This window comes from Pacificitalea manganoxidans, assembly GCF_002504165.1.
GTDB lineage: Bacteria > Pseudomonadota > Alphaproteobacteria > Rhodobacterales > Rhodobacteraceae > Pacificitalea > Pacificitalea manganoxidans.
Genome location: NZ_CP021404.1, coordinates 3,066,441 through 3,091,389, shown reverse-complemented (window position 1 = coordinate 3,091,389; position 24,949 = coordinate 3,066,441). Strand labels below are relative to the sequence as shown.

The 24,949-nt window shown below is 63.7% G+C and carries 19 protein-coding genes and 2 pseudogenes; 4 read left to right on the top strand and 17 right to left on the bottom strand.

Translation table 11 applies throughout. The features are described 5' to 3' along the window. Window position 1: 1 nt before the first annotated feature. The 11 genes and pseudogenes from CBW24_RS14165 to CBW24_RS14110 form a co-directional block, all read right to left on the bottom strand. Window positions 2–760: a type I-E CRISPR-associated protein Cas6/Cse3/CasE gene (locus tag CBW24_RS14165; protein ID WP_097373940.1), complete on the bottom strand. Its 759-nt coding sequence runs from the start codon at window positions 758–760 to the stop codon at window positions 2–4. Next, window positions 757–1,488, bottom strand: a pseudogene (cas5e, locus tag CBW24_RS14160) (type I-E CRISPR-associated protein Cas5/CasD). Before cas5e ends, CBW24_RS14165 begins: the two are co-directional and overlap by 4 nt. Next, window positions 1,488–2,612 carry a type I-E CRISPR-associated protein Cas7/Cse4/CasC gene (gene cas7e / locus CBW24_RS14155; protein WP_097373939.1) on the bottom strand — a complete coding sequence of 375 codons (1,125 nt, stop codon included), beginning with the start codon at window positions 2,610–2,612 and terminating at the stop codon, window positions 1,488–1,490. Before cas7e ends, cas5e begins: the two are co-directional and overlap by 1 nt. A gap of 3 nt (window positions 2,613–2,615) precedes the next feature. Continuing rightward, on the bottom strand, window positions 2,616–3,149 hold the full coding sequence (locus CBW24_RS14150; protein WP_097373938.1) for a type I-E CRISPR-associated protein Cse2/CasB: 534 nt from the start codon (window positions 3,147–3,149) through the stop codon (window positions 2,616–2,618). Beyond that, window positions 3,142–4,680, bottom strand: a complete 1,539-nt coding sequence (locus CBW24_RS14145; RefSeq protein ID WP_097373937.1) for a CRISPR-associated protein Cse1 — start codon at window positions 4,678–4,680, stop codon at window positions 3,142–3,144. Before CBW24_RS14145 ends, CBW24_RS14150 begins: the two co-directional genes overlap by 8 nt. Window positions 4,681–4,752: 72 nt before the next feature. After that, window positions 4,753–6,573, bottom strand: a complete 1,821-nt coding sequence (gene cas3 / locus CBW24_RS14140; RefSeq protein ID WP_157773236.1) for a CRISPR-associated helicase Cas3' — start codon at window positions 6,571–6,573, stop codon at window positions 4,753–4,755. Next, window positions 6,550–7,161, bottom strand: a pseudogene (locus tag CBW24_RS18765) (CRISPR-associated endonuclease Cas3''); the annotation flags it as partial. The pseudogene CBW24_RS18765 and the gene cas3, both read right to left, overlap by 24 nt. 551 nt (window positions 7,162–7,712) lie before the next feature. After that, window positions 7,713–9,035 carry a lyase family protein gene (locus CBW24_RS14125; RefSeq protein ID WP_097373933.1) on the bottom strand — a complete coding sequence of 441 codons (1,323 nt, stop codon included), beginning with the start codon at window positions 9,033–9,035 and terminating at the stop codon, window positions 7,713–7,715. Beyond that, window positions 9,032–9,823: a 3-oxoadipate enol-lactonase gene (pcaD, locus tag CBW24_RS14120; protein WP_097373932.1), complete on the bottom strand. Its 792-nt coding sequence runs from the start codon at window positions 9,821–9,823 to the stop codon at window positions 9,032–9,034. The genes CBW24_RS14125 and pcaD overlap by 4 nt, the downstream gene beginning before the upstream one ends. Before the next feature lie 212 nt (window positions 9,824–10,035). Continuing rightward, entirely contained in the window at window positions 10,036–10,359 is a 324-nt protein-coding gene (locus tag CBW24_RS14115; protein ID WP_232529841.1) for an H-NS histone family protein, read from the bottom strand. A 255-nt stretch (window positions 10,360–10,614) separates the two neighbouring features. After that, entirely contained in the window at window positions 10,615–12,639 is a 2,025-nt protein-coding gene (locus CBW24_RS14110; protein WP_097373931.1) for an ethylmalonyl-CoA mutase, read from the bottom strand. Window positions 12,640–12,781: 142 nt separating this feature from the next. Here CBW24_RS14110 and CBW24_RS14105 point away from each other — a divergent pair, with 142 nt between their 5' ends. The 4 genes from CBW24_RS14105 (at window position 12,782) to CBW24_RS14090 (ending at window position 18,440) form a co-directional block, all read left to right on the top strand. Further along, window positions 12,782–14,173: a 1-acyl-sn-glycerol-3-phosphate acyltransferase gene (locus CBW24_RS14105; RefSeq protein WP_097374254.1), complete on the top strand. Its 1,392-nt coding sequence runs from the start codon at window positions 12,782–12,784 to the stop codon at window positions 14,171–14,173. A 115-nt stretch (window positions 14,174–14,288) separates the two neighbouring features. Then, window positions 14,289–15,590 (top strand): crotonyl-CoA carboxylase/reductase, encoded by a 1,302-nt coding sequence (ccrA, locus tag CBW24_RS14100; RefSeq protein WP_097373930.1) that lies wholly within the window; start codon window positions 14,289–14,291, stop codon window positions 15,588–15,590. Window positions 15,591–16,082: 492 nt separating this feature from the next. Beyond that, window positions 16,083–16,793, top strand: a complete 711-nt coding sequence (locus CBW24_RS14095) for a helix-turn-helix transcriptional regulator (protein ID WP_097373929.1) — start codon at window positions 16,083–16,085, stop codon at window positions 16,791–16,793. Window positions 16,794–16,874: 81 nt separating this feature from the next. Continuing rightward, window positions 16,875–18,440 (top strand): ATP-dependent DNA helicase, encoded by a 1,566-nt coding sequence (locus tag CBW24_RS14090; protein ID WP_088662888.1) that lies wholly within the window; start codon window positions 16,875–16,877, stop codon window positions 18,438–18,440. Between the two features lie 31 nt (window positions 18,441–18,471). On the opposite strand, the gene CBW24_RS14085 is transcribed toward CBW24_RS14090, so the two are convergent. The 6 genes from CBW24_RS14085 to CBW24_RS14060 all read right to left on the bottom strand — a co-directional run bounded on the left by CBW24_RS14085 (window position 18,472) and on the right by CBW24_RS14060 (window position 24,949). Beyond that, a complete protein-coding gene (locus CBW24_RS14085; RefSeq protein WP_097373928.1) occupies window positions 18,472–19,233 on the bottom strand; it encodes a TIGR02186 family protein in 762 nt (253 codons plus the stop codon). Continuing rightward, a complete protein-coding gene (locus CBW24_RS14080; protein ID WP_088662662.1) occupies window positions 19,233–20,153 on the bottom strand; it encodes a sulfite exporter TauE/SafE family protein in 921 nt (306 codons plus the stop codon). The genes CBW24_RS14085 and CBW24_RS14080 overlap by 1 nt, the downstream gene beginning before the upstream one ends. Before the next feature lie 105 nt (window positions 20,154–20,258). Beyond that, on the bottom strand, window positions 20,259–21,224 hold the full coding sequence (locus CBW24_RS14075; RefSeq protein ID WP_088662661.1) for an ABC transporter permease: 966 nt from the start codon (window positions 21,222–21,224) through the stop codon (window positions 20,259–20,261). A gap of 15 nt (window positions 21,225–21,239) precedes the next feature. After that, complete coding sequence (locus tag CBW24_RS14070) at window positions 21,240–22,334, bottom strand: ABC transporter permease (RefSeq protein WP_088662660.1); 1,095 nt, start codon at window positions 22,332–22,334, stop codon at window positions 21,240–21,242. Next, window positions 22,334–23,953 carry an ABC transporter ATP-binding protein gene (locus CBW24_RS14065; protein WP_088662887.1) on the bottom strand — a complete coding sequence of 540 codons (1,620 nt, stop codon included), beginning with the start codon at window positions 23,951–23,953 and terminating at the stop codon, window positions 22,334–22,336. The genes CBW24_RS14070 and CBW24_RS14065 overlap by 1 nt, the downstream gene beginning before the upstream one ends. Window positions 23,954–23,956: 3 nt before the next feature. After that, entirely contained in the window at window positions 23,957–24,949 is a 993-nt protein-coding gene (locus tag CBW24_RS14060; protein ID WP_088662659.1) for a BMP family lipoprotein, read from the bottom strand.

Here is a 24,949-nt window from a genome sequence, read left to right as displayed (position 1 = left end):
GTCATGCCGCCGTGCCTGTTTTCGCCTGCCCCGTTTTACCGGGCGGTCGCAACATCAGCATCCCGTAACCATAGGTCGTGTGGCGCCCCACGCCCCGTGCCAGAAATCGTGCGAATGCTGCGGGATTGTCGATGGTCAGCGTGCCGTGGAACGTGGCGTCCGGCCCTTCGGCGACCCGCCCATTGCGGACGATCCGGCGTCGTTCGTAGCGCGCAAGACGGGTCAGATCGGCCTCCAGTTCCGCGACACCGGCAAACCGCGCGGCGAGCCAATCGAAATACACCGCCGCGCGTTCAGCCGTGTCATCGCTGCGGGCGACATGTGCCAGATAGGCGTCGACCTCGGCGCCCTTGCGGAACGTCTCGCGCCCGACGGTAAGCGGTGAGGCAAGGCGCACGGTCGGTCGCACCCGCACATCGAAGCCCAGACGCTGACCGCGTGTCCAACTGGCTTCGGGTCGGGGATGCGAGCGCATCTGTTCAAGCGCGATGGCGGCACTGGCGGCGGGGTCAATGATGGTCTGCGCCGTTGTTGCCAGATCCTCGGCTGACTGCGCGGCATAGGCGTAAAGCGCGCCGCTGCGCGCGCGTGGTGCCACCATCAGGCGAAAGGGCTGAAGCACCGCCGCGCCAAACGTTTCGCCAAGCAGATGATGCAGCGCGAGCCCTTCGTCAAAGATGCCCTTGCCCACGCCGCGGGCCTCGCCCCAAGCGTGAAGCGCGCGCAGGTCAATCGGCAGGTGGATGAGGTGCAGGGTCATGTGATGTCCTCCTCGATGACATCGCGGTGGCCGGTATGCAGGCCGCTGGCCCAGTGGCGCAGATCCGGCAGGTCGTAGTGCATGGCGCCGGGGGGCAGGTCGTGGCCCGTGTCTCCGCCGGGCCAGAGTGCACGACCGGGCAGGCCGATGGCGCGCAGCGCGTCCAGCACCGTTTCCGCGCTCAGGTCTCCGGTCAGGACCGGCACGCTTGGCAGGCAGGGCTTGCGCCCGATGAACAATGGCCGCGCCGGACATTGCAGCGCGTCGCGCAGGGCCTGCAATGTCGGATCGCCCTCGCCGGTGAGCCGCAGCGCGATCCGGACCTCGTGATCGGCGAGGTAATCCCGGCTGCGGCGATGGGTCAGCCATTTGCGCCCGGCCTGATTGCCGGTCTGTTCGGGCAGCGCGGGGTTGCTTTAGGATGGACCGCTATTGCGTATTTCCGGCTGACCGAAGGTGGTCCAGCCCGGCTCCTTGTCATAGACGCGAGCGCTCTGGTTGTCCGTAATCCGGCTCCCTTCCTGCACGATCAGCGCGCCAAAGATCAGGCGATCCTGCAACGCCTGCAACCTGTCGTCTTCGCTCCGGTCATAGCCCAGCGCATTGGCCAGCAATCCCGTAATCGCGGACAGCGACGGAAAATCGCGGGTCGGACCCAGATGGTCAATCGCAACGCCGCCAAAGGACATCAGCGGCGCGCGCAGGGTCAGATGCAACCACTCCTGCATCAGGCAGGCTCTCGCACCGCGAGCGTTTTCGCGAAGCTCGCCAGATCCTTGAGGCTACCAGCGGTGGCGCCGGGCACCGCGCGGTTTGACAGGCTCATGACATGGCGGGTTTCGCCGGTGTCATATGCCGTGTCGAGCGCCTGCAAATGATCGCAAAGCGCGCCGATAGCTTCGGCTGTCTGGGCGCGGCATGGCGTTCGGAATGCATCGGCAAGCGTGCGGGGCTGACGGTTGCCTGCCTCGACCAGCATGAACGAGGCCCGGCTGTAAGGCGCAGTGGAGCCGAGCTTCGCCCCCGGTGACACTTCCGCGATCAAGTAGACAAGGTTGTGCAGCACCTCGGCGGCCAGTGCATCGTCGCCGATGTTGCGGGCAAGCGCTGTCAGATCGACGACCACATAGCCGTAGAACAATCCGGAGGTAAGTTCGGTTTCCTGGATCGTGTCGGCGCCGCTGTCTTCGTCCTGCGCAAGGTCATCGACCGCGACAAAGTAATCGCTCTCGGCCTCTTCGGCATGGACGGTGAAGGCATGGGCGACATGCAGTGCCGCGTCGATATTGGCGCGGGGGTCCGATGTGACCATCCGGCCAAACAGTGCGCCGGTCAGCCCGGCAGGCAGCTTGGCCCCGGCGCTCATCGCCTTAAGGTTCTGCTTATGGGTTTTCAGCCATTCGTCGGCCAAGGTTTTCGCCTGTTTGCCATCGCCCGCCGCTTCGGCGACCAGACGCTGGGCCTCGGTGGAGAGGTAATTGACCTCGGGCGCGCCGATCAGCAGGGTTTGGCGGGATTTCTTGGCCTCGGCCTTGTCTCCGTAGACGGCGATCAGGACGGCGCGCTTGATTTCGGACAGCACGGCGTCGTCAACGTCGCTCGCCCACCCGGCGAACACCTTGCGCTCGACGATCTCGCGAGACCGATAGGCTGGCTCGGCCCCCGTGATCGTGTGCAGCCCATGCGGATCGTCCGCAATGCGCCAGTGGCGCTTGAGACATTGCGAGCTGACCCGCGTGCGGAGATGCCCGCCAAAGGGCAGCCGCTTGGCCAGCCCCGCATCGTCGCGGTTCAGAAGAGCCGCCGTGTAGGGCGCAAGGAAATGGATCTGCAAGAAACGGGATTGGGTCATGTGTCAGTCCTTGGTCACAGGGGCGCCGCCATCCAGTCGGCGGTAATAGTCTCGGGCAATCTGCCTGCCGTCCGGGTTGATGACGGCCCAGGCGAGGCTGGCGGCGTCGAGTGCGCGGGTTTCCCGGCAGATGGCACGTACGGCCCGCTCCAGCGCCGACAGACGCAAATCGCCCCGCGCGGCCAGCAGGCGCGCCAACCGCGCTTCCGATACCACCGGTTGCTCAAGACGCCCGCCCGGCGCACCCCCATCCGCCAGCACCGCGCCCAAGGGTCGGTTCCGGTCGTGGAAGGTTGCCGTTGCGGTGGACGGGGTCAGCAATGCGGCCATCCGGGTGAAGACCAGCCAAGCGCGTTCTTCGTCAGGGCGCAGGCCCAGCCGGGCAGGCATCCGCCAGAAAAAGGGCGCGCCTTCATCCCCCATGCGGCGTGTCTCGGCCCTCTCGCGGGTGCTGGCATGGGCAAGCGCCTGCGCAATCGTCAGCGCGCGGCTGGCAACATCCGATTGCTGTCCGGTCTGCAGGGTGGCGTCAGCCATGCTCGGGTTCCTTTTGATTGAGGTCCGGTAGATGATCGATCAGGCCGCTGTATTTCAGGGCGAGGTGCAGCCCACGGTCCAGTTGTGCCGTGGCGCGGGCCTTCGCGCGGGGGCGGAATACGGCGGTGGAGGGGATGGCGGGCAAGGCCTCGCGAAAAATGCGGCGGGCCCGCTCCGCCAGATCCAGCATGAACTGTGCGCGGATCTGTAGCCGCGCCTCTGAACTAGGTGCATCGAGCATTCGCCACAGCACGGGGAAAAACATGGCGTCGGCTTCCTGATCGAGCCGCGCCCGGCCAGCACGGGTGCGGGCGTAGTGGTCCGGTCCCACGGCATCGCGCAGACCATTGGCGGCCATCAGGGCCAGCCCGCTGCGCAGCGCCCTGTCGATCCGTCGGATATCTTCGATGAGCAGGGCGCTTTGATCGGTCGCGATTTCACCAAGCAGCCCTTTGACCACCGACCGGGATATGGGCACCACGCGTGAGCGGAAGCCTCCGGTCTTGGAATTGCCGCGCGCGAAGGCCTCCGCGACCAGCAGCATGTCCTGACTGTCGCCCTCGGCCGGCTTACACAGCGGCGCGGGCGTCCATCCCCCGGAATACAGCAGGTCACACAGCCGCACATAGGAAAACTCGCCACCGTCGCCCAACGTGAAGGAGCGGGGCTTTGCGATATTGGTTGGCGCCCAGGGGTCATCCGTCATGCCGTTGACATTGATGATGCGCGCGGCTTTCGAGCCCGCCTTCGTCGCCTGTAGGCGGCCTTCGTTCTGCGATATCCGAATGCGGCGGCAGATCTCGATATAGAGCGGATCGAGATCCTCCCCCACGCGGAGTTGCACGCCGTCGGGCCAGTCTTTCAGCCAGACCAGAGTAATTCCGCGCACCCCACTTCGGTCGGCCAGCAGGCGCCGGGTGTCGCGCTGCCACCAGCGGGACGGATGCACGGTCTTGCCGTCGGGCAAGGCGGGGGCCAGCGTGAGCATCGCGCGTGAGGAGGAGCCGCCATTCATGCGCGAGGCTCCATACCATGTCGGGCCACTGAAGCCTTCCATCGTCTGAAGACTGACCAAGGCGTGTATCCAGTCCGCAGGCCGGGCCTGCTGCGCCACGGCGACTTTTAGATCGTGGTTTCGGGTCGTGATCAGCATATCCAGCCCGTCGGGCGTGCTGACGGTGTCGGATTTCACCGGGGTCTTAGGCCAAGGCGGTTGCAGAAATGCCGGAGTTTCTTCGGGGGCGATCAGGCACCACGGCGCGTCATCAGGATGATCGGCGTTCAATCCGCGCAGAAGCTGACGCCATGTGGCTTCGTCCTCCGGCAGATCGCGCAGCCCCCCTGCATCCAGCGCGAGCACCCCCAGTTGCACAAGAAACATGTGCCATGCCGGGCGTTGATGCGGGCGCAATGCGTCAAACTGCGTGAGATCCCCTCGCGTCATCGCCGCAAACACACCGGGCAGCGTAAGCAGCCCTTGGTCGGTATCGACCAAGGGTTCGGTCAGCAGGTTATAAGCCAGTTCACTCATATCGCGTGAGCCCCGAAGTATCGTAAAGAAAGGTCCGCTCTGACACCGTCAGGTGCAGCTCGTGAGCGTCCGTCAGCAGTTCCAGCGTGTCGGGGTCCAGCCCGTGAGACCACTGCGCGGGAAAGGCCATCCGGCTGATCGCGGTGCCAAAAGGGCCACGGGTGCCATCGGGGAACCGGATGAGCACACCGTCGGACCCCAGCCGGGTGCGGATCGCCTCATCGCGGGAAAGGGCGCAAGCGGGCTGGTTCGGTCCAGCACAACATGACGTGCGGCCAGCCGTTCGGCGTAGCCTTTGCCGGTCATCCGTCCGCGATGGGTCTGCCACCCCTCACGTTCCGCGATCCGGTCCAGAAGCTGCGGATGCGTTGCAGCCTCGACAAGGTGCCGGTTCATGGCCGGGATCGACCAAAGCGGATTGGCGGTGATCTGATCCAAAGTCGCCTGCAAAACGCAGACATCGATATAAACCCCTGAAATCTGCGCCGCGTTTTCAAAGACGCCAAGCCCGTTCTCGGCCTTGCGGGTCAGCGGGGCCAAGCCCTGTTCAGGAACGAGGACGATGCAGGTCGCGGTATCGAAACCCGGCGGGTGCGCGGCCCCGGCATGGCGGTGCAGCCGCCCGATCCGCTGCAACAACACATCCATTGGGCACAGATCGGTGATGAGGAGGTCCGCGCTGATATCGAGGCTTTGTTCAAGCGTCTGGGTGCCGACCACGATCACGCCCGCCTCAGCAGACCCTTTGCCCAGAACCTGTTCGACACATGTATCCAGCCGGGCCCGATCTTCGGCGGCAAATCGGCTGTGATGCAGGCTGGGCTGCCCATCGACGGACATGACAAGCTCCGGCGCCGCTTCGGCGCAGGCGGCCCATGTTTCGCGGGCGCGGTCGACCGTGTTGCGGATGACTAAAACCTTGGCACCCTGCCGCGCGGCATCGAGTGCTAGTTGCGCCGCCTCTGTGCCGCTCCACCCCCGATGGGGGCGCACTGTGACACGCTTTTCCGCGGCTGGATCGGGCGCTACCGGCAACAGATCCCTGCCAAGCCATATCGCAGGGTAGGCGGTGGCGGCGGCTGCATCGGGATCGGGCAAGGGCGCGTCCGTCCAGCGGCATCGCGCGGCAGCGCCCAGCGTGGCCGACATCAGCAGCGCATGACCTCCAAGCGCCAGATGCGCATCGAGGGTCGATTTCTGGATATCCGTCATCCACGCGTCCGAGGCGTGGACCTCATCCATGACCAGTAGCGCGCGCGCCAATGCCGAGCCGCGCAAATGGGCATGTTTGACCTGTAGACCCGCAAGCATCGCCTGATCGATAGTGCCCACGGCGATCCGCGCGGCCAGATAGCGCGTGGCGTGTTCGGCGGCCCAACGATGTGTGGCGGGGCCATCGTCCCAAAGCACCTTGAAATCGGGAAGCGGACGCCCCTGCGCGTGCCCCGCAACGATCTGGCCGGGCACTGCCAGAACCGGCTCTTCGCGGAGGCGAAACATGCGTCGCAGTGCATCGGTCACGCGGCTATGAAGCTGGCGGGCGGCGGCGCGCGTCGGCACGGCGAAATACAGCGCCTCGACATTGCCTGCCTCCAGATGACGGACGAAGTGCCACAAAGCGGCTTCGGTCTTGCCCGCTCCGGTCTCCGCTTCGAGGATGACTAGCGGGGCGTTGAGGCTGACCTGCGCCAGCGCGCTCTGCGCGGGACGAGGGTTGGGATGGTCTGAGATCAGAGCCCAGTCCGCGCCCCCGGCAAGCGCATCGGGGCGCAGGCCGGGACCGATGGCATCGACATGCGCGCGCGCGTGGTCTTGCGCCTTTGTCCAATATTCCGCGTCGAAATCCGCGATAAACGCAAACGCCGTTTGGTCCGAGCCTAACCAATCGGCCAAGGCCAATAAGCCGGTTATATAATGCACCAGTTCTGGAACGGCGGGCGGTAGGCAAAGGGTGTTTAAATCGGGAAACCATGCCGCGATCGCGGAGCCAAGGATCGTTTCCTCGTTCTTCCAGTCATAATCGGCGAAATTTTGGAAACACCCATTCGCCCGCGCTTCATTCGGGGCGGGCAGGGGGCGGCCATGATGAGCGAAGATCGCCGCGAATTAGTCCTGTCCCTCCGTGCCACACATCTCTGCCAGAGCGGCCATCTGCCCACCGAGGGATGCACCGCTATGCGGCATCCTCAGCCAGTGCTGGCCTGCCTCCAAATGCCCGCAGGTTTTAACATTGTCGCAGTTAGGCCAGCCTTTGGCCTGAAAAGCAGGCGCGAATTTCCCAATGTCGTGCAGAAAGGCCATGACGACAAGCGCGCCTTGCTCCGGCTGAGACAGGTCGCGCCCTAATGCGGACCGGATCGCCCGCTGTGTGTGGCGGCGCTGAAGGAGGACGCGAAACACGGCTGCGACATCGGCACAATGATGCGCCAGATGATGCATGTCTCCGGTAGGTGGATCGGTTTTGCCCCACGCCGATAACATTGGAAAAACGAAGCCCCCGGAAATACCATTCAAACCGGGGTCGATTAACTTGGGGTTTTGGATTCAAGTCAATCGAAAATTCATTTCGATCAAGTTGCGCAGCAAGACCGTTTTGGAATTAAACTGCGACGGTCAGTGAGGGCAGTTGAATGGCGGGCCAAAAAACAGCGGGGCCGCAATCCGCGTTACAACAGAAACGATCTGTCTTAGATACCCGCGTGCCGCATCAGCATCAGAACGAGCCCGACAAGCACAGCGGCCAGCAGGGCGAGTGTGAGCCCAGCCAGCGCCGTGGGTTGTTGCACCGCGCGTTTCGGAGTGTAGCATTTTCCACAGCGGGTTCCGCCTAGGCGCATATGATGCCCGCAATCATCGCAGTGAAACAGCCGCATGGCCTTCCTCACAATCTTAACACTTGTTAACGTGGATCGTGCGTACACTACCTGAACGCTGGGTCAAGGCGAAGGCTGCGAGGGCGCAAATTCGCCCTCGTTTGCTGGATTTCATGCGCGATGCCGCTTTGGCGGGCAGGGTGCCCCCGTGCGGTGTCTTTATAGCGCGCGTGCGATGGCGGCGAAGCGGTCGGCCTCTGCCGGCGCGTCTCCCATTTGGGCCTCGGGCGTGAACAATTGCCCGAAATCCTGATCGGGCCATGCTGCCTGTGCCAGATCGGGAAGCGCGCTGCCCTCCGCCCTTGCTTGGAGGCATAGCTCCTTCACCCGCTTCTGCGCCTCGGGTTTAGGCATCATGCGCGCCAGTGCGAAACTCAATGCTTCGGCGTAGATCAGGCCGGTGCCGTCATCGATGGTGGCGCGCAGCGTGGCCGGGGCGGGGCGAATATCCCGCGCCAGCCCCTCGGCCACCTCCAGCGCACGGCCCAGCGCGATACAGATTTGCGGCAGGATCATCCATTCCAGCAGCCATGCGGGACCGTCGCGTTGGTCGCGGTGATGTCCGGCAGGCGCCAGTGCAGCGGCCTGACCTTCGATCTGGCGGCACAGCGCGACGAGCAGACTGGCCTGCACCGGGTTCTGCTTCTGCGGCATGGTGGATGATCCGCCGCCACCGCCGAAGCTCACCTCGCCCGTGCGGGCCAGCAGCAGCATATCTTCGGCCATCTTGCCCAGCGACCCTGCCAGCCCGGCGGCCCAATGGGCCAGTTCGAGAATTCGGTCACGCTGCGAATGCCAGCTGCCGCCCGAATCGCCCAGCCGCAGCCCGCGTGCCAAGCCAGCCCGAACCTCGGCCCCATCGGGGCCCATCGCGGACAACGTGCCCGATGCACCGGCGAGGGATACGACCAGCAGGCGCGGCTCCAGTTCCGACAACCGGTCCAGATGACGCGGCAATGGCATGCCCCAGCCCGCGACCGCCGCGCCAAAGCTCATGGGCGTTGCCACGGCGCCCCATGTCCGGGCCGCCATCGGCAGGGCGCGGTGCGTCTCCGCTACTTGGCCCAGCCGCTGCGTGGTCGCGGTCAACCGCGCGCGCAAAATTGCCAGAACCTGCCGCAGCCGCAGGGTCAGCGCGGTGTCGACAATATCCTGCGACGTGGCCCCCCAATGGACGTATTGCCGGGCTTCGACCGCGTTGATCGCCTCGCGGAAGGCGGCAAGCAGCGCGGGCACCGGCGTGGCATCTCCGGCCACCGCATCGGCCATCGCGCCGGGGTCCAGCGCGACCTCCAGAGCGTGCCGATGGATCGTTTCGGCATGGTCCGCCGGGATCATGCCCAACTCCGCCTGCGCCTTGGCCAAGGTGCCCTCGACCAGCAGCATCGCGCGAATGGCGGCGCTGTCGGAAAACAGCTTGCCGATTTCCGCGTCACCGAAAAGTTTGCCCATCAGGGCACTGTCGAAGGGGGTCGCGCTCATTTCACATGTCCGATCTCGGTCAGGAACGTGGTCAGCACCTCGGCATAGCGGTCCGGTGCCTCGATGCAGGGCAGGTGGCCTGCGCCACGGATCAGTTCAAACCGGGAGCCTCGGATCAGTTCGGCGGTTTCGCGCACCAGATCCGGCGGGGAGGAGCCGTCTTCCGATCCAGCGATGGCCAGCGTCGGCAGGGTCAGCCCGGATGTGGGCGTGTAGAAATCCGTGCCCGCAATCGCCGCGCAACAGCCCAGATAGCCCTCGACGGGCTGGCGCACCAGCATGTTGCGCCACAGGCCCAGCTCCGGCCCCGCGCGGAAGGATTTCGAAAACCAGCGCTCCATGATGCCATCGGCCATAGCCTCTAGCCCGCCTGCACGGATGGCGGCGATGCGATCCTCCCACATCTCGGCAGTGCCCATCTTGGCGGCGGTGTTGGACAGGACCATGGCGCGGATCTGATCCAGCCGCTTTACGGCCAGCCCCTGCGCAATCATCCCGCCGATAGACAGCCCGACGAACACCGCGTCGCGAACCTCCAGCCGATCCAGCAGCCGCTCGGCGTCGGTTATCAGCTGACCCATTTTATAAGGCGCAGGGACACAGGTGCTTAGCCCGTGACCGCGCTTATCATACCGGATGATGCGCAGACCGGCTGGCAGACGCTCCACCACCCGGTCCCATATTCGCAGATCGGTGCCCAGCGAGTTGGCAAATACGATTGGCGCGCCATCGGGGTCTCCCTCCACGCGGTAATGCAGGCCGATATCGTCGAATTGCGCAAATTGCATGATGGGGCTCCCGTTTGGTTTTGGGCGCAGTTGGCCCGCGCCTTGGGATGCCCGCGCCCGGCGCGGCTGTCAACGTGGCGGGGCTTTGCAGAACAATGGGTCAGGCCCAATGCGAAACGGGCGCCGCACCGAAATGCGACGCCCGTGGGAATGTCGGTAACCTTCGTCCGTGATGGAGAAGGCGCCGTTGCGGCGCGCGCACGCGTCTTGGATCAGATGGCGAAACTTTCCAAAGATTTGCCGTCGCGCAATGCTTCTGACAGCCAGTTAGGTTTCCGGCCACGGCCGGTCCAGGTCATCTCTGGGTTTTCGGGATGGCGGTATTTCGGCGGCGATTTCGGTTTGTTCGATTTCGGCGCATCGGTCGATCCAGACAGATCGGACAGCGAGAAGCCATGTTCGCGCGCAGCGGCTTCGGCTGCGGCCAGCGCCTTGCGGCGGTGCTCTTTGTCAAGCTTCTGGATCGCCTTGTCGCAATCGGCTTTGATCTGTTCGAGTTCTCTGCGGTCGAAACCGTCAAGGTCCACTAGTGCCACGTGTCTTCTCCGATTCATGTGGAATTCGAGTGAGTGGGTTCAAATCTTAAATCGTGCGGTTCAATAGTTAGTTGTTATGGCCGAAGGTAAAAAAAAGATAAAGGAGATTATGAATTGGTGTGCTGTCAGCATATAATCGCAATTAATACATTAGGGGCTGCGTCTTATGGTTGTTTTGCATAAACGCAAAAAGCCCGGACTTTAAGGAGAAAAAGTCCGGGCTTTATGCAGCCAGAGGATGTGGGTCAGATCAGGTCATTCAGCGGGCTCAGGGACCGGGTCAGCCAACGCGACGATATCCATCATGATCCGGTTTAATTCAAAGTCCTTGGGTGTGTAGACCCGTGCGACCCCCATGTGCAGCAACTTGGCCGCGTCCTCGTCCGGGATGATGCCGCCGACGATGACCGGCACATCGTGCAGGCCCGCTTGCGCCATGCGGTCCATCAGGTCACGGATCAGCGGCAGGTGGGAGCCGGACAGGATCGACACGCCCACGACATGCGCCTGCTCGTCCCGCGCGGCGTTGACGATGGCTTCGGGCGTCAGGCGGATGCCTTCATAGGCGATATCCATCCCGCAATCCCGGGCCCGAAAGGCGATCTGCTCCGCCCCGTTAGAATGCCCGTCAAGCCCTGGCTTTCCCATCAAAAACTTTAGCCGACGCCCCAAACGGCTGGATGTGGCGTTCACAGCCTCGCGAATGTCGTCGAGCCCTTCGACCCGGTTGGAAACTGCCGGGGACACACCTGTCGGACCGCGATACTCTCCATGCACGGCACGCATTACACCGGCCCATTCGCCGGTGGTGACGCCCGCGCGGGCGGCCTGGATCGAGGCGGGCATGATATTCTCCCCCCGGTCTGCGGCCTCTCGCAATGCGCGCAGCGCGGCATTGACAGCGTCGGCATTCCGCGCCTTTCGCCACGCGGCCAATCGGGCGATCTGCTCCGCTTCCACCGCCGGATCGACAGTCATGATCCCGCCATCCGCATCCATCAGCGGCGAAGGTTCGCCCTGCTGATAGCGGTTCATGCCCACCACGACCGTATCGCCCCGCTCGATTGCACCAATGCGGTCTGCATTCGCTTCTACGAGGCGCGATTTCATGTAGCCGATCGCGTCAATCGCACCGCCCATCGCGTCAAGGTTGCGCAATTCGGCCCGCGCGCCGTCTTTCAGCGCCGTAACCCGCGCCTCGACCGCCGGGTTTCCATCGAACAGATCGTCGTATTCCAGAAGGTCCGTTTCAAACGCCATGATCTGCTGCATCCGCAGCGACCATTGCTGATCCCACGGGCGCGGCAGGCCCAGCGCTTCGTTCCATGCGGGCAATTGCACGGCACGGGCACGGGCGTTCTTCGAAAGCGTGACCGCCAGCATTTCGATCAGGATACGGTAGACATTATTTTCAGGTTGCTGCTCGGTCAGGCCGAGCGAATTGACCTGAACGCCGTAGCGGAAGCGGCGGTATTTCGGATCTTCCACCCCGTAGCGGTCGCGGCAGATTTCGTCCCACAGATCGACGAAGGCGCGCATCTTGCACATCTCTGTCACAAAACGAATGCCCGCATTCACAAAGAACGAGATCCGCCCGACCAGACGTGGGAAATCAGCCGCAGGCACCTTGTCGCGCAGATCATCCAGCACCGCCTGTGCCGTGGCCAAAGCAAAGGCCAGTTCCTGTTCCGGCGTCGCGCCTGCCTCCTGCAAATGGTAGGAGCAGACATTCATCGGGTTCCACTTGGGCACATTGTCATAGCAATAGGCCGCAACGTCGGTGATCAGTTTCAACGATGCCTTGGGCGGGCAAATATAAGTGCCGCGGCTCAGATATTCCTTGATGATGTCGTTTTGCACGGTGCCTTGCAGGCTTGCGATATCCGCGCCCTGCTCCTCGGCCACCGCGATATAAAGCGACAGCAGCCACGGCGCGGTCGCGTTGATCGTCATCGAGGTGTTCATCTGATCGAGCGGGATCTCATCGAACAGCGCGCGCATGTCGCCCAGATGGCAGACAGGAACGCCGACCTTCCCCACTTCGCCACGCGCCAGAATATGATCGCTGTCATAGCCGGTCTGCGTCGGCAGGTCGAACGCTACCGACAGCCCGGTCTGCCCCCGCGCAAGGTTCGCCCGGTAGAGCGCGTTAGACGCCTGTGCCGTCGAATGGCCCGCATAGGTGCGAAACAGCCACGGCCGGTCCCGCTCCGCCGGGGCCGGCCGCGCCGGGGAAACGGCGGGCGAAATTGCGGAAGTGTTGGGCTGGGCGTCAGTCATGGGCGGCCTCCGGCAGAGGAGTTTGCGTGATAATAATATTCCGTTTCAGAAGTCATATGGGCAATTAAAGTATAATGTCAATTCGCTGCGCTGCGGCACCGCTGGATTTACGCCCGCCCGTGAACCTGCCACTTTGGCCGTCATGTTTCAGACCGTCGAACTTCCGCTCTGGCTGCTGGTGCTGATCCTTGGCTTTGCCGTGGTGACCTTTGCCTCGCATTTCCTGTTTCCCAGCGTGCGCTGGTTCTTCCGCCGACGGCTGGAGCGCGGGGTCGAACGGCTCAATCAGCGGCTCGCCCGTCCGATCCGCCCGTTCAAGCTGGCGCGGCGTCACGACATGATCCAGCGGCTCAGCTACGACACGCAGGTGATGGCCGCGGTGGCAGATCACGCCGCGCAGCACGGCGTGCCGGAAAGCGTGGCTTTCGAGCGGGCGCAGCGCTATGCCCGCGAAATCGTGCCGGCCTTCTCTGCGGCGGCCTATTTCGGGTTCGCGATCCGCGCCGCCCGGTTTCTGTCAACGAAGCTTTATCACCTGCGTATCGACGAGGCGCAGCGCGATCGCATTCAGGCCATCGACGCCGACGCGACGGTCGTCTTTGTCATGAATCATCGCTCCAACATGGATTATGTGCTGGTGACCTATCTCGTCGCGAGCGATTCCGCGCTGTCCTACGCGGTGGGCGAATGGGCACGGGTCTGGCCGCTGCGGATCCTGATCCGGGCGATGGGCGCTTACTTCATCCGCCGCCGGTCGCGGGACGATCTCTATCGCCGGGTGCTGGCGCGGTATGTGCAACTGGCCACGGCCAATGGGGTGACGCAGGCGATCTTCCCCGAAGGTGGGCTGTCTCTTGACGGGCGGATGGCACCGCCGAAGCTCGGCTTGATCCACTATATCACGGACGGGGCGGACCTTGCCGCACGGGACATCGTGTTTGTGCCCGTGGCGGTCAATTACGACCGGGTGCTGGAGGACCGCATCCTGCTGGAGGCTGGCGCACGGGGCGAGCGGCGGTTCAACGCCAATATCGGTGAAGCGCTCGCCGTGTCGTGGCGTGTGCTGCGCCGGGCCCTGCGCGGCCAGGATCATCGCTTTGGGATGGCGGGGGTCGGGTTCGGCGCGCCGATCTCGTTGCGCGATATGGGGCCGGAGCCGGAGGCATTGGGTCAGGAGGTAATGCGCCGGATCGCCGCCGCCATGCCCATCCTTCCCGTGCCGCTGGTGGCCGAAGCCCTGTTGACCGGCCCTATGAGCCAAAGCGCGCTTCTCCGCCATGTCACCCAGCGCGCCGAAACGCTGCGCGCAGGCGGTGCTGCGGTGCGGCTGCCACAGGGCAGGGTGCCCAAACTGCTGGATGCGGCGCTGACCATCTTGCTGCGGCGCGGAATTGTGGTGGATGGGGCCGACGGCCTATGGGCCTCCGCCCCAGAGGCGGGACCGATCCTCACCTATTATGCCAATTCGATAAGGGATGCGGAGCAGGCTCTGGGTCTGCCAGCCTGCCAAGCCGGAGAATCCGTTAAGACATAAAATTACAAAATATATAACTCACCTATTGTAAAGTTGCGCGACGGATTCTATCTCTCCCATAGAGCCGCCGCTGATTCTGCGCTGCGGCATGGTTTGACAGGATCAGGAGGGTCAGATGGCCTTGGACGACCGCCCCGATGGCACCGCCGACAGCACCGCAGCCCCGAGCGCCCCGCATAAAGACCTCTATGAGGTCGGCGAGATGCCCCCGATGGGTCATGTCCCGAAACAGATGTATGCGTGGACCATTCGCCGCGAACGGCACGGGGAGCCCGATCAGAGCTTCCGCACCGAGATCGTCGATGTGCCGGAACTGGGCAGCTCCGATGTGCTGGTGCTCGTGATGGCGGCGGGGGTGAATTACAATGGCGTCTGGGCCGGGCTCGGCGTGCCGATCAGCCCCTTTGACGTGCATAAGGCCGAATATCACATCGCCGGGTCCGATGCGTCAGGCATCGTCTGGGCCGTGGGCGACCGCGTCACCCGCTGGAAGGTCGGCGATGAGGTGGTGATCCATTGCAATCAGGACGATGGCGATGACGAGGAATGCAACGGCGGCGACCCAATGTTTTCTCAAAGCCAGCGGATCTGGGGCTACGAGACGCCCGACGGCTCCTTCGCGCAGTTCACCTGTGTTCAGGCGCAGCAGCTCATGCCGCGTCCCCGCCACCTGACATGGGAAGAAAGCGCCTGCTATACGCTGACGCTGGCCACTGCCTACCGGATGCTGTTCGGCCATCACCCGCATGAGCTGAAACCCGGACAGAACGTGTTGGTCTGGGGCGCGTCGGGCGGGCTTGGTTCCTACGCGATCCAGCTTATCAATACCGCCGGTGCCAATGCGATCGCCGTGATCTCCGAGGAAGACAAACGCGAGTTCGTCATGAGCCTCGGCGCAAAGGGCGTCATCAATCGCCGCGATTTCGATTGCTGGGGGCAATTGCCGACCGTTAACACTCCGGAATATAAACGCTGGTTCGACGAGGTGCGCAAATTCGGCAAAGCGATCTGGGACATCACCGGAAAGGGCGTCAATGTCGACATGGTGTTCGAACACCCCGGGGAGGCAACATTCCCGGTGTCGACCTTCGTATGCAAAAAGGGCGGTATGGTTGTGATCTGCGCGGGCACCACGGGCTATAACCTGACCATGGACGCGCGCTATGTCTGGATGCATCAGAAGCGTATCCAAGGCAGCCATTTCGCCCATCTCAAGCAGGCCGCCGCCGCCAATAAACTAATGGTGGAACGCAGGCTTGATCCCTGCATGTCCGAAGTTTTCCCGTGGGAGGATATTCCCGCCGCTCATATGAAGATGCTGCGCAATCAGCATAAGCCGGGCAATATGGCGGTTCTGGTGCAGGCGCCGCGCACCGGGCTTCGCACATTGGAAGACACGATCGAAGCCGCTGGCTGACGTCTTTACGCAGCTTTCGGAGAAGGCCATAGACCGGATCGCCCCCGCGATCCGGTCTACTTGTTTTCGGGGGTGCAGGGGGGGCTTCTATCTACGGCGGGACAGCCCGCTATATGCCCGTCACTTCCGCAACGTCATGGCGCTGCGCACGCCGTTGAATACCCACAATAAATTAATGAAAAGGCGATTTTCACAAACGCAAACTCCAATGAAATCAGGGATTTCACTTGACGCAACTCCCTCAAATTGGCGAGCCTAGGGCCGGGATCATGTGATTTTTCCTCCTGCGAAACCGCTTCGCAGGCGCTGACGGGACATCGGCGACGGGCGCAGGATTCGGGATGTTTGGATGATCGGCGTGTTGGCTGAATTGAGCAGCTTCGCGACACGAAACGGGTAGGTCACTCTTGCGGATCAGCTTGCGAATACGGTGCTGATCGCGGAACCCTGCGCGCTTCGCCACCGGGAGGCCACGCGCCGGGGGAGCGTTTAATGCACGCCGATTTGCTTGATAGCTTGCGACAGACGCAATCCGCCCGGACATTTTGCGAATTGCAGGATGCGATCATGACCACCCGCGATGCGTTGGGCGTCGAACACGCGGTGTATCATTGGGTCAACAGTCTGGGCGATCGCTACGGTGTCGGCACCTATAGCGCCGAATGGGTCGACCGCTATCTTGAGCGCAATTACCTGAGCCTCGATCCGGTCGTGTTTGGTTGCGTGCAAAGCTTCACGCCGGTGAACTGGAAATCCGTTGATTGGTCGTCCCGGCAGGCGCGGGAGTTTTTGAAAGACGCCATTGCCCACGGTGTCGGCAATCAGGGCTATTCCATCCCGATGCGCGGCCCGGCGGGGCAATTCGCGCTCTTTACCGTCTCCCACAATTGCGATGATCCGGCATGGTCCGCCTTCATCGAAGAACACTGCCACCCGCTGATCATCATTTCCCATGAATTCAATAAAAAGGCGCTGGAGTTCGAACCCGAAGCCGCGCTGCCCCTGCCAAGCCTGTCCCCGCGTGAGGTGGCCGCGATCACCTGCATCGCCCAAGGCATGAACCGCGCGCAGGCGGCGCTGGTGCTTCGGATTTCCGAACACACCCTGCGGGTCTATATCGAATCCGCCCGCAATAAGCTCGGCGCGCTCAACACCACCCACGCGGTCGCCCGCGCGCTGAGTTACGGCCTGATCGTGGTGTGACCGGTCCGGGCCCGTCCGGCTCCCCGCGCGTCAGCCTGCCTTCTGCTGGTGCTGATCCCTGCGCGCAGCTATGGTCGCGCCATGTCCGATCTGCCTGTCATCAAAGCCCCGCAACTTCCCTTCTCGGACGATCAGGCCGAGGCTTGGGACCGTATGAGCGAGGCGCTCGCCGCCGCCGGGGTGGACCTCGAAAACGACACCGTGCACCCTGCCGGATCGGATCGCGACAGCAAGGTGCTCGCCGTGATCGGCAAGGCCGGCTCGGGCAAGACGTTGCTGCTGGCCCGGCTGGGTGAGGCGTTGGAGGAGGCAGGCGTCGATGTCGTCTCGGGCGATTGGGAGGGCAAACGCCGCAAGGAACGGCGCACGCTCGCCATCCTCGCGCCCACGAACAAGGCCGCCAGCGTGCTGCGCAACCGCGGCGTTCCCGCGACGACGATCCATCGCATTCTCTATACCCCGGTCTATGACCCCGAATATGAGCGCATCGCGGAATGGCTCGCGGGCAATGGCGAACGCCCGCAGATCGAAGGTCTGACCGACATCGCGCTTGACCGGGCGCTGGCGTTCTTTCAGGCCAATCGGTCCATCCCCGGCGCGCTGGCGGCGGCGGGTCTGCGTGGCTCGGATTTCATCACCGGCTGGAAACGGCGGGAGGAGCCGCTGGATATCGGCTTCATCGACGAAGCCTCGATGCTCGACACCCGCCAGTTCGAGGATCTGAAGGAAATCTTTCCCACCCTGATCCTTTTCGGTGATCCGGCGCAGTTGGCGCCGGTGAACCAGTCTGGCGCGATGGTGTTCGAAACCCTGCCCGAAGACCGGCAACTGATCCTGAGCCGGGTGCACCGGCAGGCCGACGACAACCCGATTCTGGATCTGGCACATGCGCTGGCCGATGACAGCGTCGGGTTCGAAGATTTCGAGCGGCTGGTCGAACAGGCCGCCGCCCGCGATGACCGGGTGGTGATGTCGGGGCGGGTCGAATCCGATCTGATGGCGCGTTCGCCGGTGCTAGTCTGGCGCAATGCCACGCGCATCCGCCTGATCCATGCCTTCCGCGCGGCCTTTGGCGCGCCGGGCGATGCGCTCCTGCCCGGGGAACCGCTAATCTGCGATGGTATCGAACTGCCGCTGAAGCACCGCAAGAAGCGGCTGGATCTGGAAGCGCGCGGGCTCATCAAAGGCGCGCAGGTCGTTTATCTGGGGCCCGGGCGCAAGCCGGGGTTTTCGCGTCTGCATGTCATCGGTGCGCCGGAGCCGGAGCTTTCCGCCGCCTCCATCGTCAAAATCGAGATGCCCGACGAAGAAGAACCCTTTATCCCCTATGCCGCCCGGATGGGGGCCACGTTCCTGCATGGCGCGGCGGTGACGATCCACAAGGCGCAAGGCTCGCAATGGCCCGAAGTGCAGGTCTTCGCGCCTGATCTCTGGGCTGCCGCCCGCATGGGCCGGACCGAAGCGGGGCAGCCTTTGTGGAAACGGTTGGCGTATGTGGCGATCACCCGCGCGGAACATCGGCTGCACTGGGTCATGCGCAACCGGCTGGCGCGGCCCGCAGCGCCGCTTTCGGTCGATGATCTGAAACAAGCCGCCGCGCCGGTGCTGCGCCTCGATGCCCAGAGCGATCAGGCGGATACCGGCTAAACCGCGTTACCCCGCTGGCCGCGATCCGGGATCAGCCGCGCACATAGCGGAACAGGGCGCTCGCGCTCCAGCCCGCGACGATTGCGATAAACAGCGATACCAGTGCGTAGATCAGCGCCTGTTCGTGGGCGAGGGTATACAGAAACCGCTCCAACCCGACCTTGCGCACGCCGATCTGGGTTTCATAGCGGGCGATCAACTCGCCCTCCCGCATCAGGAAAATGCGCGTCGTGTAATCGCCCTCAACCAGATTGGCCGGCAGGCCGATCTCGGTGCGAAACAGCGTGTCATTGCGCAGCCGGACCGCATTTTCGCGCAGGGCATAGAGCCCGTTATCGCTGCGGATGCGGATCAGCGCCTCAGGGAACGCCCCGTCGTAATCGGCGCCGCTGCCCTCCGCCTGCACCGCGCGCGGGATAGAGATCCGGTATTCACGGTCGGTCTCTTCGCTCACGATCAGCGGCAGCGGCGCGGATGTCGCGATCTTGTAGAAGGACGGCACCCGCGTCATGTCCACCGACCGGGTGTTGATCCAGATCCCGGCCACGCGTTCCTTGCGGCGCACGGTGATCAACTCCGGCGGCCCCGCAACGGTGACGATCACATCGACCGGCTTCGCCGCCTCGGGGGAGCCGTCGCGTTTGACCGCACCAAAGATCAGGATCTGGGAGCCATCGAACCGCGCGTCGATCGACACCCGGTATTGGGACAGATCGGCGACGATTTCCTGTGCCGTCAGCCGCAGGGGCAACAGGCACAGCGCCAGCAGCAGCGCGATCCCGCGCGCGCGCATCAGCCCTGACCCCGCTCGGCGATGGAGTAAAGCTCGCTCGGTTGCAGCACCAGATCCAGACCCAGCTTCACACAGACGGCCAGCACGACGATGGCCAGCAGCACCCGCAATTGTTCCGCCTTGAGCCGGTAGCCGATCATCGTGCCGAACTGCGCGCCGATCACGCCGCCGATGATCAGCAGAACCGCCAGCGCCATATCCACCGCGTAGTTGGTGGTGGCGTGCATGATGGTGGTGAAGCTGGAGACAAAGATGATCTGAAACAGCGACGTGCCCACGACCACCTTGGTCGGCATGCCGAGGATATAGATCATTGCAGGCACCATGATAAAGCCGCCCCCGACCCCCATGATTGCCGCCAGCACCCCGACAGACGCCCCGACCAGCAGAACCGGAATGGCCGAGATATAAAGCCCAGAGGTGCGGAATTTCACTTTCAACGGCCAAGTATGGACCCAGTTGCGCTGCTTGCGCTTGCGGATCGGCCCCTTGGCCCCTCGGGCGCGGCGCAGGGCGCGCAGGCTTTCCACCAGCATCAGCGCGCCGACGATCCCCAGAAAGACGACGTAGAACAGGGTGACCAGCAGATCGACCTGTCCCAGCGTCTTTAGATAGTTGAACAGGGCGATCCCGGCTGCCGCCCCGACCAGACCGCCGATCAGCAGCACGGTGCCCATCCGCAAATCCACGGTCTTGCGCTTCAGATGCGCCAGCACGCCGGAAAAGGACGATGCGACGATCTGGTTGGCGCCGGTGGCCACGGCCACGGTCGGCGGAATACCGATGAAGAACAGCAGCGGCGTGATCAGAAAGCCGCCCCCGACCCCGAACATGCCCGACAGCAGCCCGACCAGCCCTCCGAGCCCCAGAAGGAGAAAGGCGTTGACCGAAACCTCGGCTATCGGGAGGTAAATCTGCATGGGCTCTCATAAACGCGGCACCGCAGCATTGGCAATCCCCCTGCGTCAGCTCGGCGAAAATAGATGACGCCTTCCGCCCCCCGTGCCGAGGGGGCGGAAACAGGGTTAGCGTTCTTTCACATAGGGTTGCCCACCGGCCCGCGGCGGGATCGCCCGGCCGACAAAACCGGCTAGGATCACGACGGTCAGGATGTAGGGCAGGCTGTCCATGAACTGCACGGGAATGGTGATCACGCCCAGATCGATATTCTGATAGCGCAGCGCCAACGCTTGCAGCAGCCCGAACAGCAGCGTGGCATAAAGCGCATACCAAGGCCGCCACTTCGCGAAGATCAGCGCCGCCAGCGCCATGTAGCCGCGCCCGGCGGTCATGTCCTTGACGAAGCCCGCCTGCAATCCGGTCGCCAGATAGGCCCCGGCAATGCCGCACAGCACCCCGGCGATAATCACCGCCGCGTAGCGGATGCCCGCGACGGATACACCGGCGGTATCGACGGCGGCGGGGTTTTCGCCCACCGCGCGCAGGCGCAGCCCGAACCGGGTGCGAAACAGCACATACCATGTCAGCGGCACGCATAGCAGCCCGACATAGACAAGGATCGAATGCCCCGACAGAAGCTCCGCGTAAATCGGGCCGAAAATGGGGATGTCGATGATCTCGTTCGCAAAGGGCAGGCGGATCTGCTCGAACCGGGCGCCCCCCATCAACGACGGCGTGCGGCCCCCTTGCTTGAACCATGTCTGCGCCACCAGAACCGTTAGGCCGGAGGCGAGAAAATTGATCGCGACGCCGGAAATCAGCTGATTGCCGCGAAACGTGATCGAAGCCAGCCCATGCACCAGCGACAGCAGGATCGACGCGCCGATCCCCGCCAGCAGCCCGATCCAGACCGAACCGGTCATCGCGGCAATCGCGGCGGAGGTGAACGCCGCGATCAGCATCTTCCCCTCCAGTCCGATGTCGATGACACCGGCGCGTTCAGAAAAAAGCCCCGCCAGACAGGCCAGCAGCAGCGGCGTCGCCAGACGCAGGGTCGAATCGAGGATCTGGATGATCGTCAGGAAATCCATCGCGCGCTCCGTTCCTCAGGTCCGTCTCAGCCGCCGGGCGATGTAGAACCGCTCGATCGGCATCCGCACCATATTGTCCAGCGCCCCGGTCAGCAGGATCACCAGCGCCTGAATGACCACGATCAACTCGCGCGGGATCGCCGTCCACAGCGCCAGTTCGGCCCCGCCTTGATACAGAAATCCGAACAGGATCGCGGCCAGCAGCACACCCAGCGGATGGTTGCGGCCCATCAGCGCCACGGCAATCCCGATAAAGCCCGCGCCTTCGACGGCATTCAGCACCAGACGTTCGGCTTCGCCCATAACGTTGTTGATCGCCATCATCCCCGCCAGCGCGCCGGAAATCAGCATCGCCCAGACGACGATCCGCTTGGGCGAAATCCCGGCATAGACGGCGGCAGGCTCCGAATGACCATAGGCGCGCAGCTCGTAGCCAAAGCGTGTGCGCCAGATCAGCGCCCAGACGAACACACAGGCAAGGATCGCGATCAGGAACGAGATATTGGCCGGTGCCGCGCGCGAAAATTCGATGCCGAACACCCCCAACACGTCATGCAGCGTGGGCAGATGCGTGGCCTCGGGGAATCGCGCCGTCGACGGGTCCATCGAACCGGGCGGGCGCATGTGGTTGACCAGCAGGTAGTTCAGCAGGCCACCCGCGATGAAGTTGAACATGATCGTGGTGATGACGATATGGCTGCCGCGATAGGCTTGCAGCACGCCGGGCAGCCACGCCCACGCCGCGCCGAACAACGCCGCAGCGATCATGGCCGCGGGCAGGGCCAGCGCCCAATGCGGCCACGGGATGTAAAGCGCGATCAGCGCCACGCCCAGCCCACCCAATGTCGCCTGACCTTCGCCGCCGATATTGAACAGCCGTGCATGGAACGCCACAGCGACCGCCAGCCCGGTAAAGATGAAGTTGGTGGCGTAATAGAGCGTATAGCCCCAGCCATAGGTCGAGCCGAGCGCCCCGGTGACCATCAGTTTCAACGCCGCGACCGGGTCTTCGCCAATGGCGACGATGACCAGCCCCGACAGGGCAAAGGCGATGAGCAGGCTGATCAGTGGGACTAGCAGCATGTCCACCCACTTCGGGACCACGTCCATCAGGCGGATCCTCCGTTCTTGTCCAGATGTTCTTCGGCGGCCTGCCACGCGGGTTTGTCCGCGGGGGCGCTCTCCATCCCGGCCATCAGCAGGCCGAGTTCGCGTTCGTCGGTGGCGGCGGCGGCGCGCTCGCCCATGATGCGGCCATCGAACATCACCACGATCCGGTCCGACAGCGCGAGGATTTCCTCTAGCTCCACCGACACAAGCAGGATCGCCTTACCCTGATCGCGCAGCGCGACGATCTGTTCGTGAATGAATTCGATGGCGCCGATATCGACCCCGCGCGTCGGCTGGCCGATCAGCAGCAATTCGGGCGAGCGTTCGATCTCCCGCGCCAGAACCACCTTCTGCTGGTTCCCGCCCGAGAAATTCTTGGCCGCCAGATCCGGATTCGGCGGGCGCACGTCAAAGCGCTTCATCTTCGCTTCGGTATCGGCGCGGATCGCCTTGTTGTCCATGAACAGGCCCGATGTGTAGGCCGGGTCGTCCTGATAGCCGAAAGCCACGTTTTCCCACGCGGCATAGTCAAGGATCAGCCCCTCGCGGTGGCGATCCTCGGGCACATGGCCGATGCCAGCCTGCCGCCGGGTGCGCGCATCCGCGCCACGCCCCGACAGCGGCAGCGGCGCGTCGTTGAGGCGAACCTCGCCCGTGCCTTCGCGCATGCCGCCCAGCACTTCCAGCAGTTCCGACTGCCCATTGCCCGCCACGCCTGCAATGCCAAGGATCTCGCCCGCGCGCACGTCAAAGCTGACGCCTTTCAGCCGGATCACCCCGTCGCCATCGGTCACGGTCAGGTCGCGCACATCCAGAATGGTGCGACCGGGTTCGGCCGGGGCCTTCTCGACCCGCAGCAGCACCTTGCGCCCGACCATTAGCTCCGCCAGTTCGGCGGGCGAGGTCTCGGCTGTCTTGACCGTCGCGGTCATCTCGCCGCGCCGCATGACGCTGACCGTATCGGTCACATCCATGATTTCGCGCAGCTTATGGGTGATGAGGATGACCGTTTTGCCTTCCTCGCGCAGGTTGCGCAGGATGCGGAACAGGTGGTCGGCCTCGGGCGGGGTCAGCACGCCGGTCGGCTCATCCAGAATGAGGATATCGGCCCGGCGATACAGCGCCTTCAGGATCTCCACCCGCTGCTGCGCGCCCACGCCGATCTCCTCGATCAGCGCATCGGGATCGACATTCAACTCGTATTCTTCGGCCAGCGCGGTCAGCGCCTTGCGGGCCTTGGCCAGCGAGGGCGTCAGCCGCGCGCCGTCCTCCGCGCCGAGAACGATATTCTCCAGCACGGTGAAATTCTCGACCAGCTTGAAATGCTGAAACACCATGCCGATGCCCGCCGCGATCGCGGCCTGACTGTCGGGGATGGTGGTCGGTTTGCCGCCGATCAGGATCTCGCCCCGGTCAGCCTTGTAGAAGCCGTAAAGGATCGACATCAGCGTCGATTTCCCGGCGCCGTTCTCGCCGATGATGCCGTGGATCGTGCCCGGCGCCACCTTGATCGAGATGTCCTTGTTCGCCTGCACCGGCCCAAAGGCCTTGGAGATGCCGCGCAACTCGATGGCGGGAGCGGCCGTTTCCGGCCGCCCCTGGATTTCGCTCCCGGTCATCAATCAGAAGGTCAGGGCAGGGCAGCTGTCGTCGGAGGTGTAGTCATGCACCTCGACACCGCCGTCGATGATCTGCTGCTTGGCCTCCTCGACCGCCGAGGTCATGTCCTCGGTGATCAGGTCGCGGTTGTTGTCGTCGACGGCATAGCCCACGCCATCGTCTTCCAGGGCCATCGTCTGGATGCCGCCCTCGGCCTCACCCGCCTTCAGGATGTCATAGACCGCGACATCGACGCGCTTCAGCATCGAGGTCAGAACCTTGCCGGGGTGCAGGTGGTTTTGGTTGCTGTCCACGCCGATCGACAGGATGTCCTCATCCGCGGCGGTTTGCAGAACGCCCACGCCGGTGCCGCCAGCGGCGGCAAAGATCACATCCGCGCCTTGGCTGATCTGCGCCTTGGTCAGCTCGGAGCCTTTCACCGGGTCGTTCCACGCCGACGGATCGGTGCCCGTCATGTTGGAAATCACGGTGGCTTCGGGTTTCACCGCTTTCACGCCCTGCGCGTAGCCACAGGCAAATTTGCGGATCAGCGGCACATCCATGCCCCCGATGAAGCCGACAGTGTCGGATTCGGACGCCATCGCGGCCAGCATCCCGACAAGGTAGGACCCTTCATGCTCCGAGAACCCGATGGTCAGCACGTTCGGCGCGTCGACATAGCCGTCGATGGTGACGAAAGTGGTGTCGGGATAATCGGGGGCCACACCTTCGATGGGCGAGGACATGGCGAAACCGGTCGTGATGATCGGGTTCGCGCCCGCTTCGGCAAAGCGCCGCAGAGCCTGCTCGCGCTGCGCTTCGGAGCTCAGCTCGATTTCGAGGAAGTCCTCGCCGGTCTCATCCGCCCAGCGCTGCGCCCCGTTGAAGGCGGATTCGTTGAACGACTTGTCGTATTTGCCGCCAAGATCGTAGATCAGCGCAGGTTCGGCTGCGAGCGCGCCCGCAGTCAGGGCAAGCCCGGCAGAAGCGCCGAGAAAGGTCCGCATCAGGGTCAT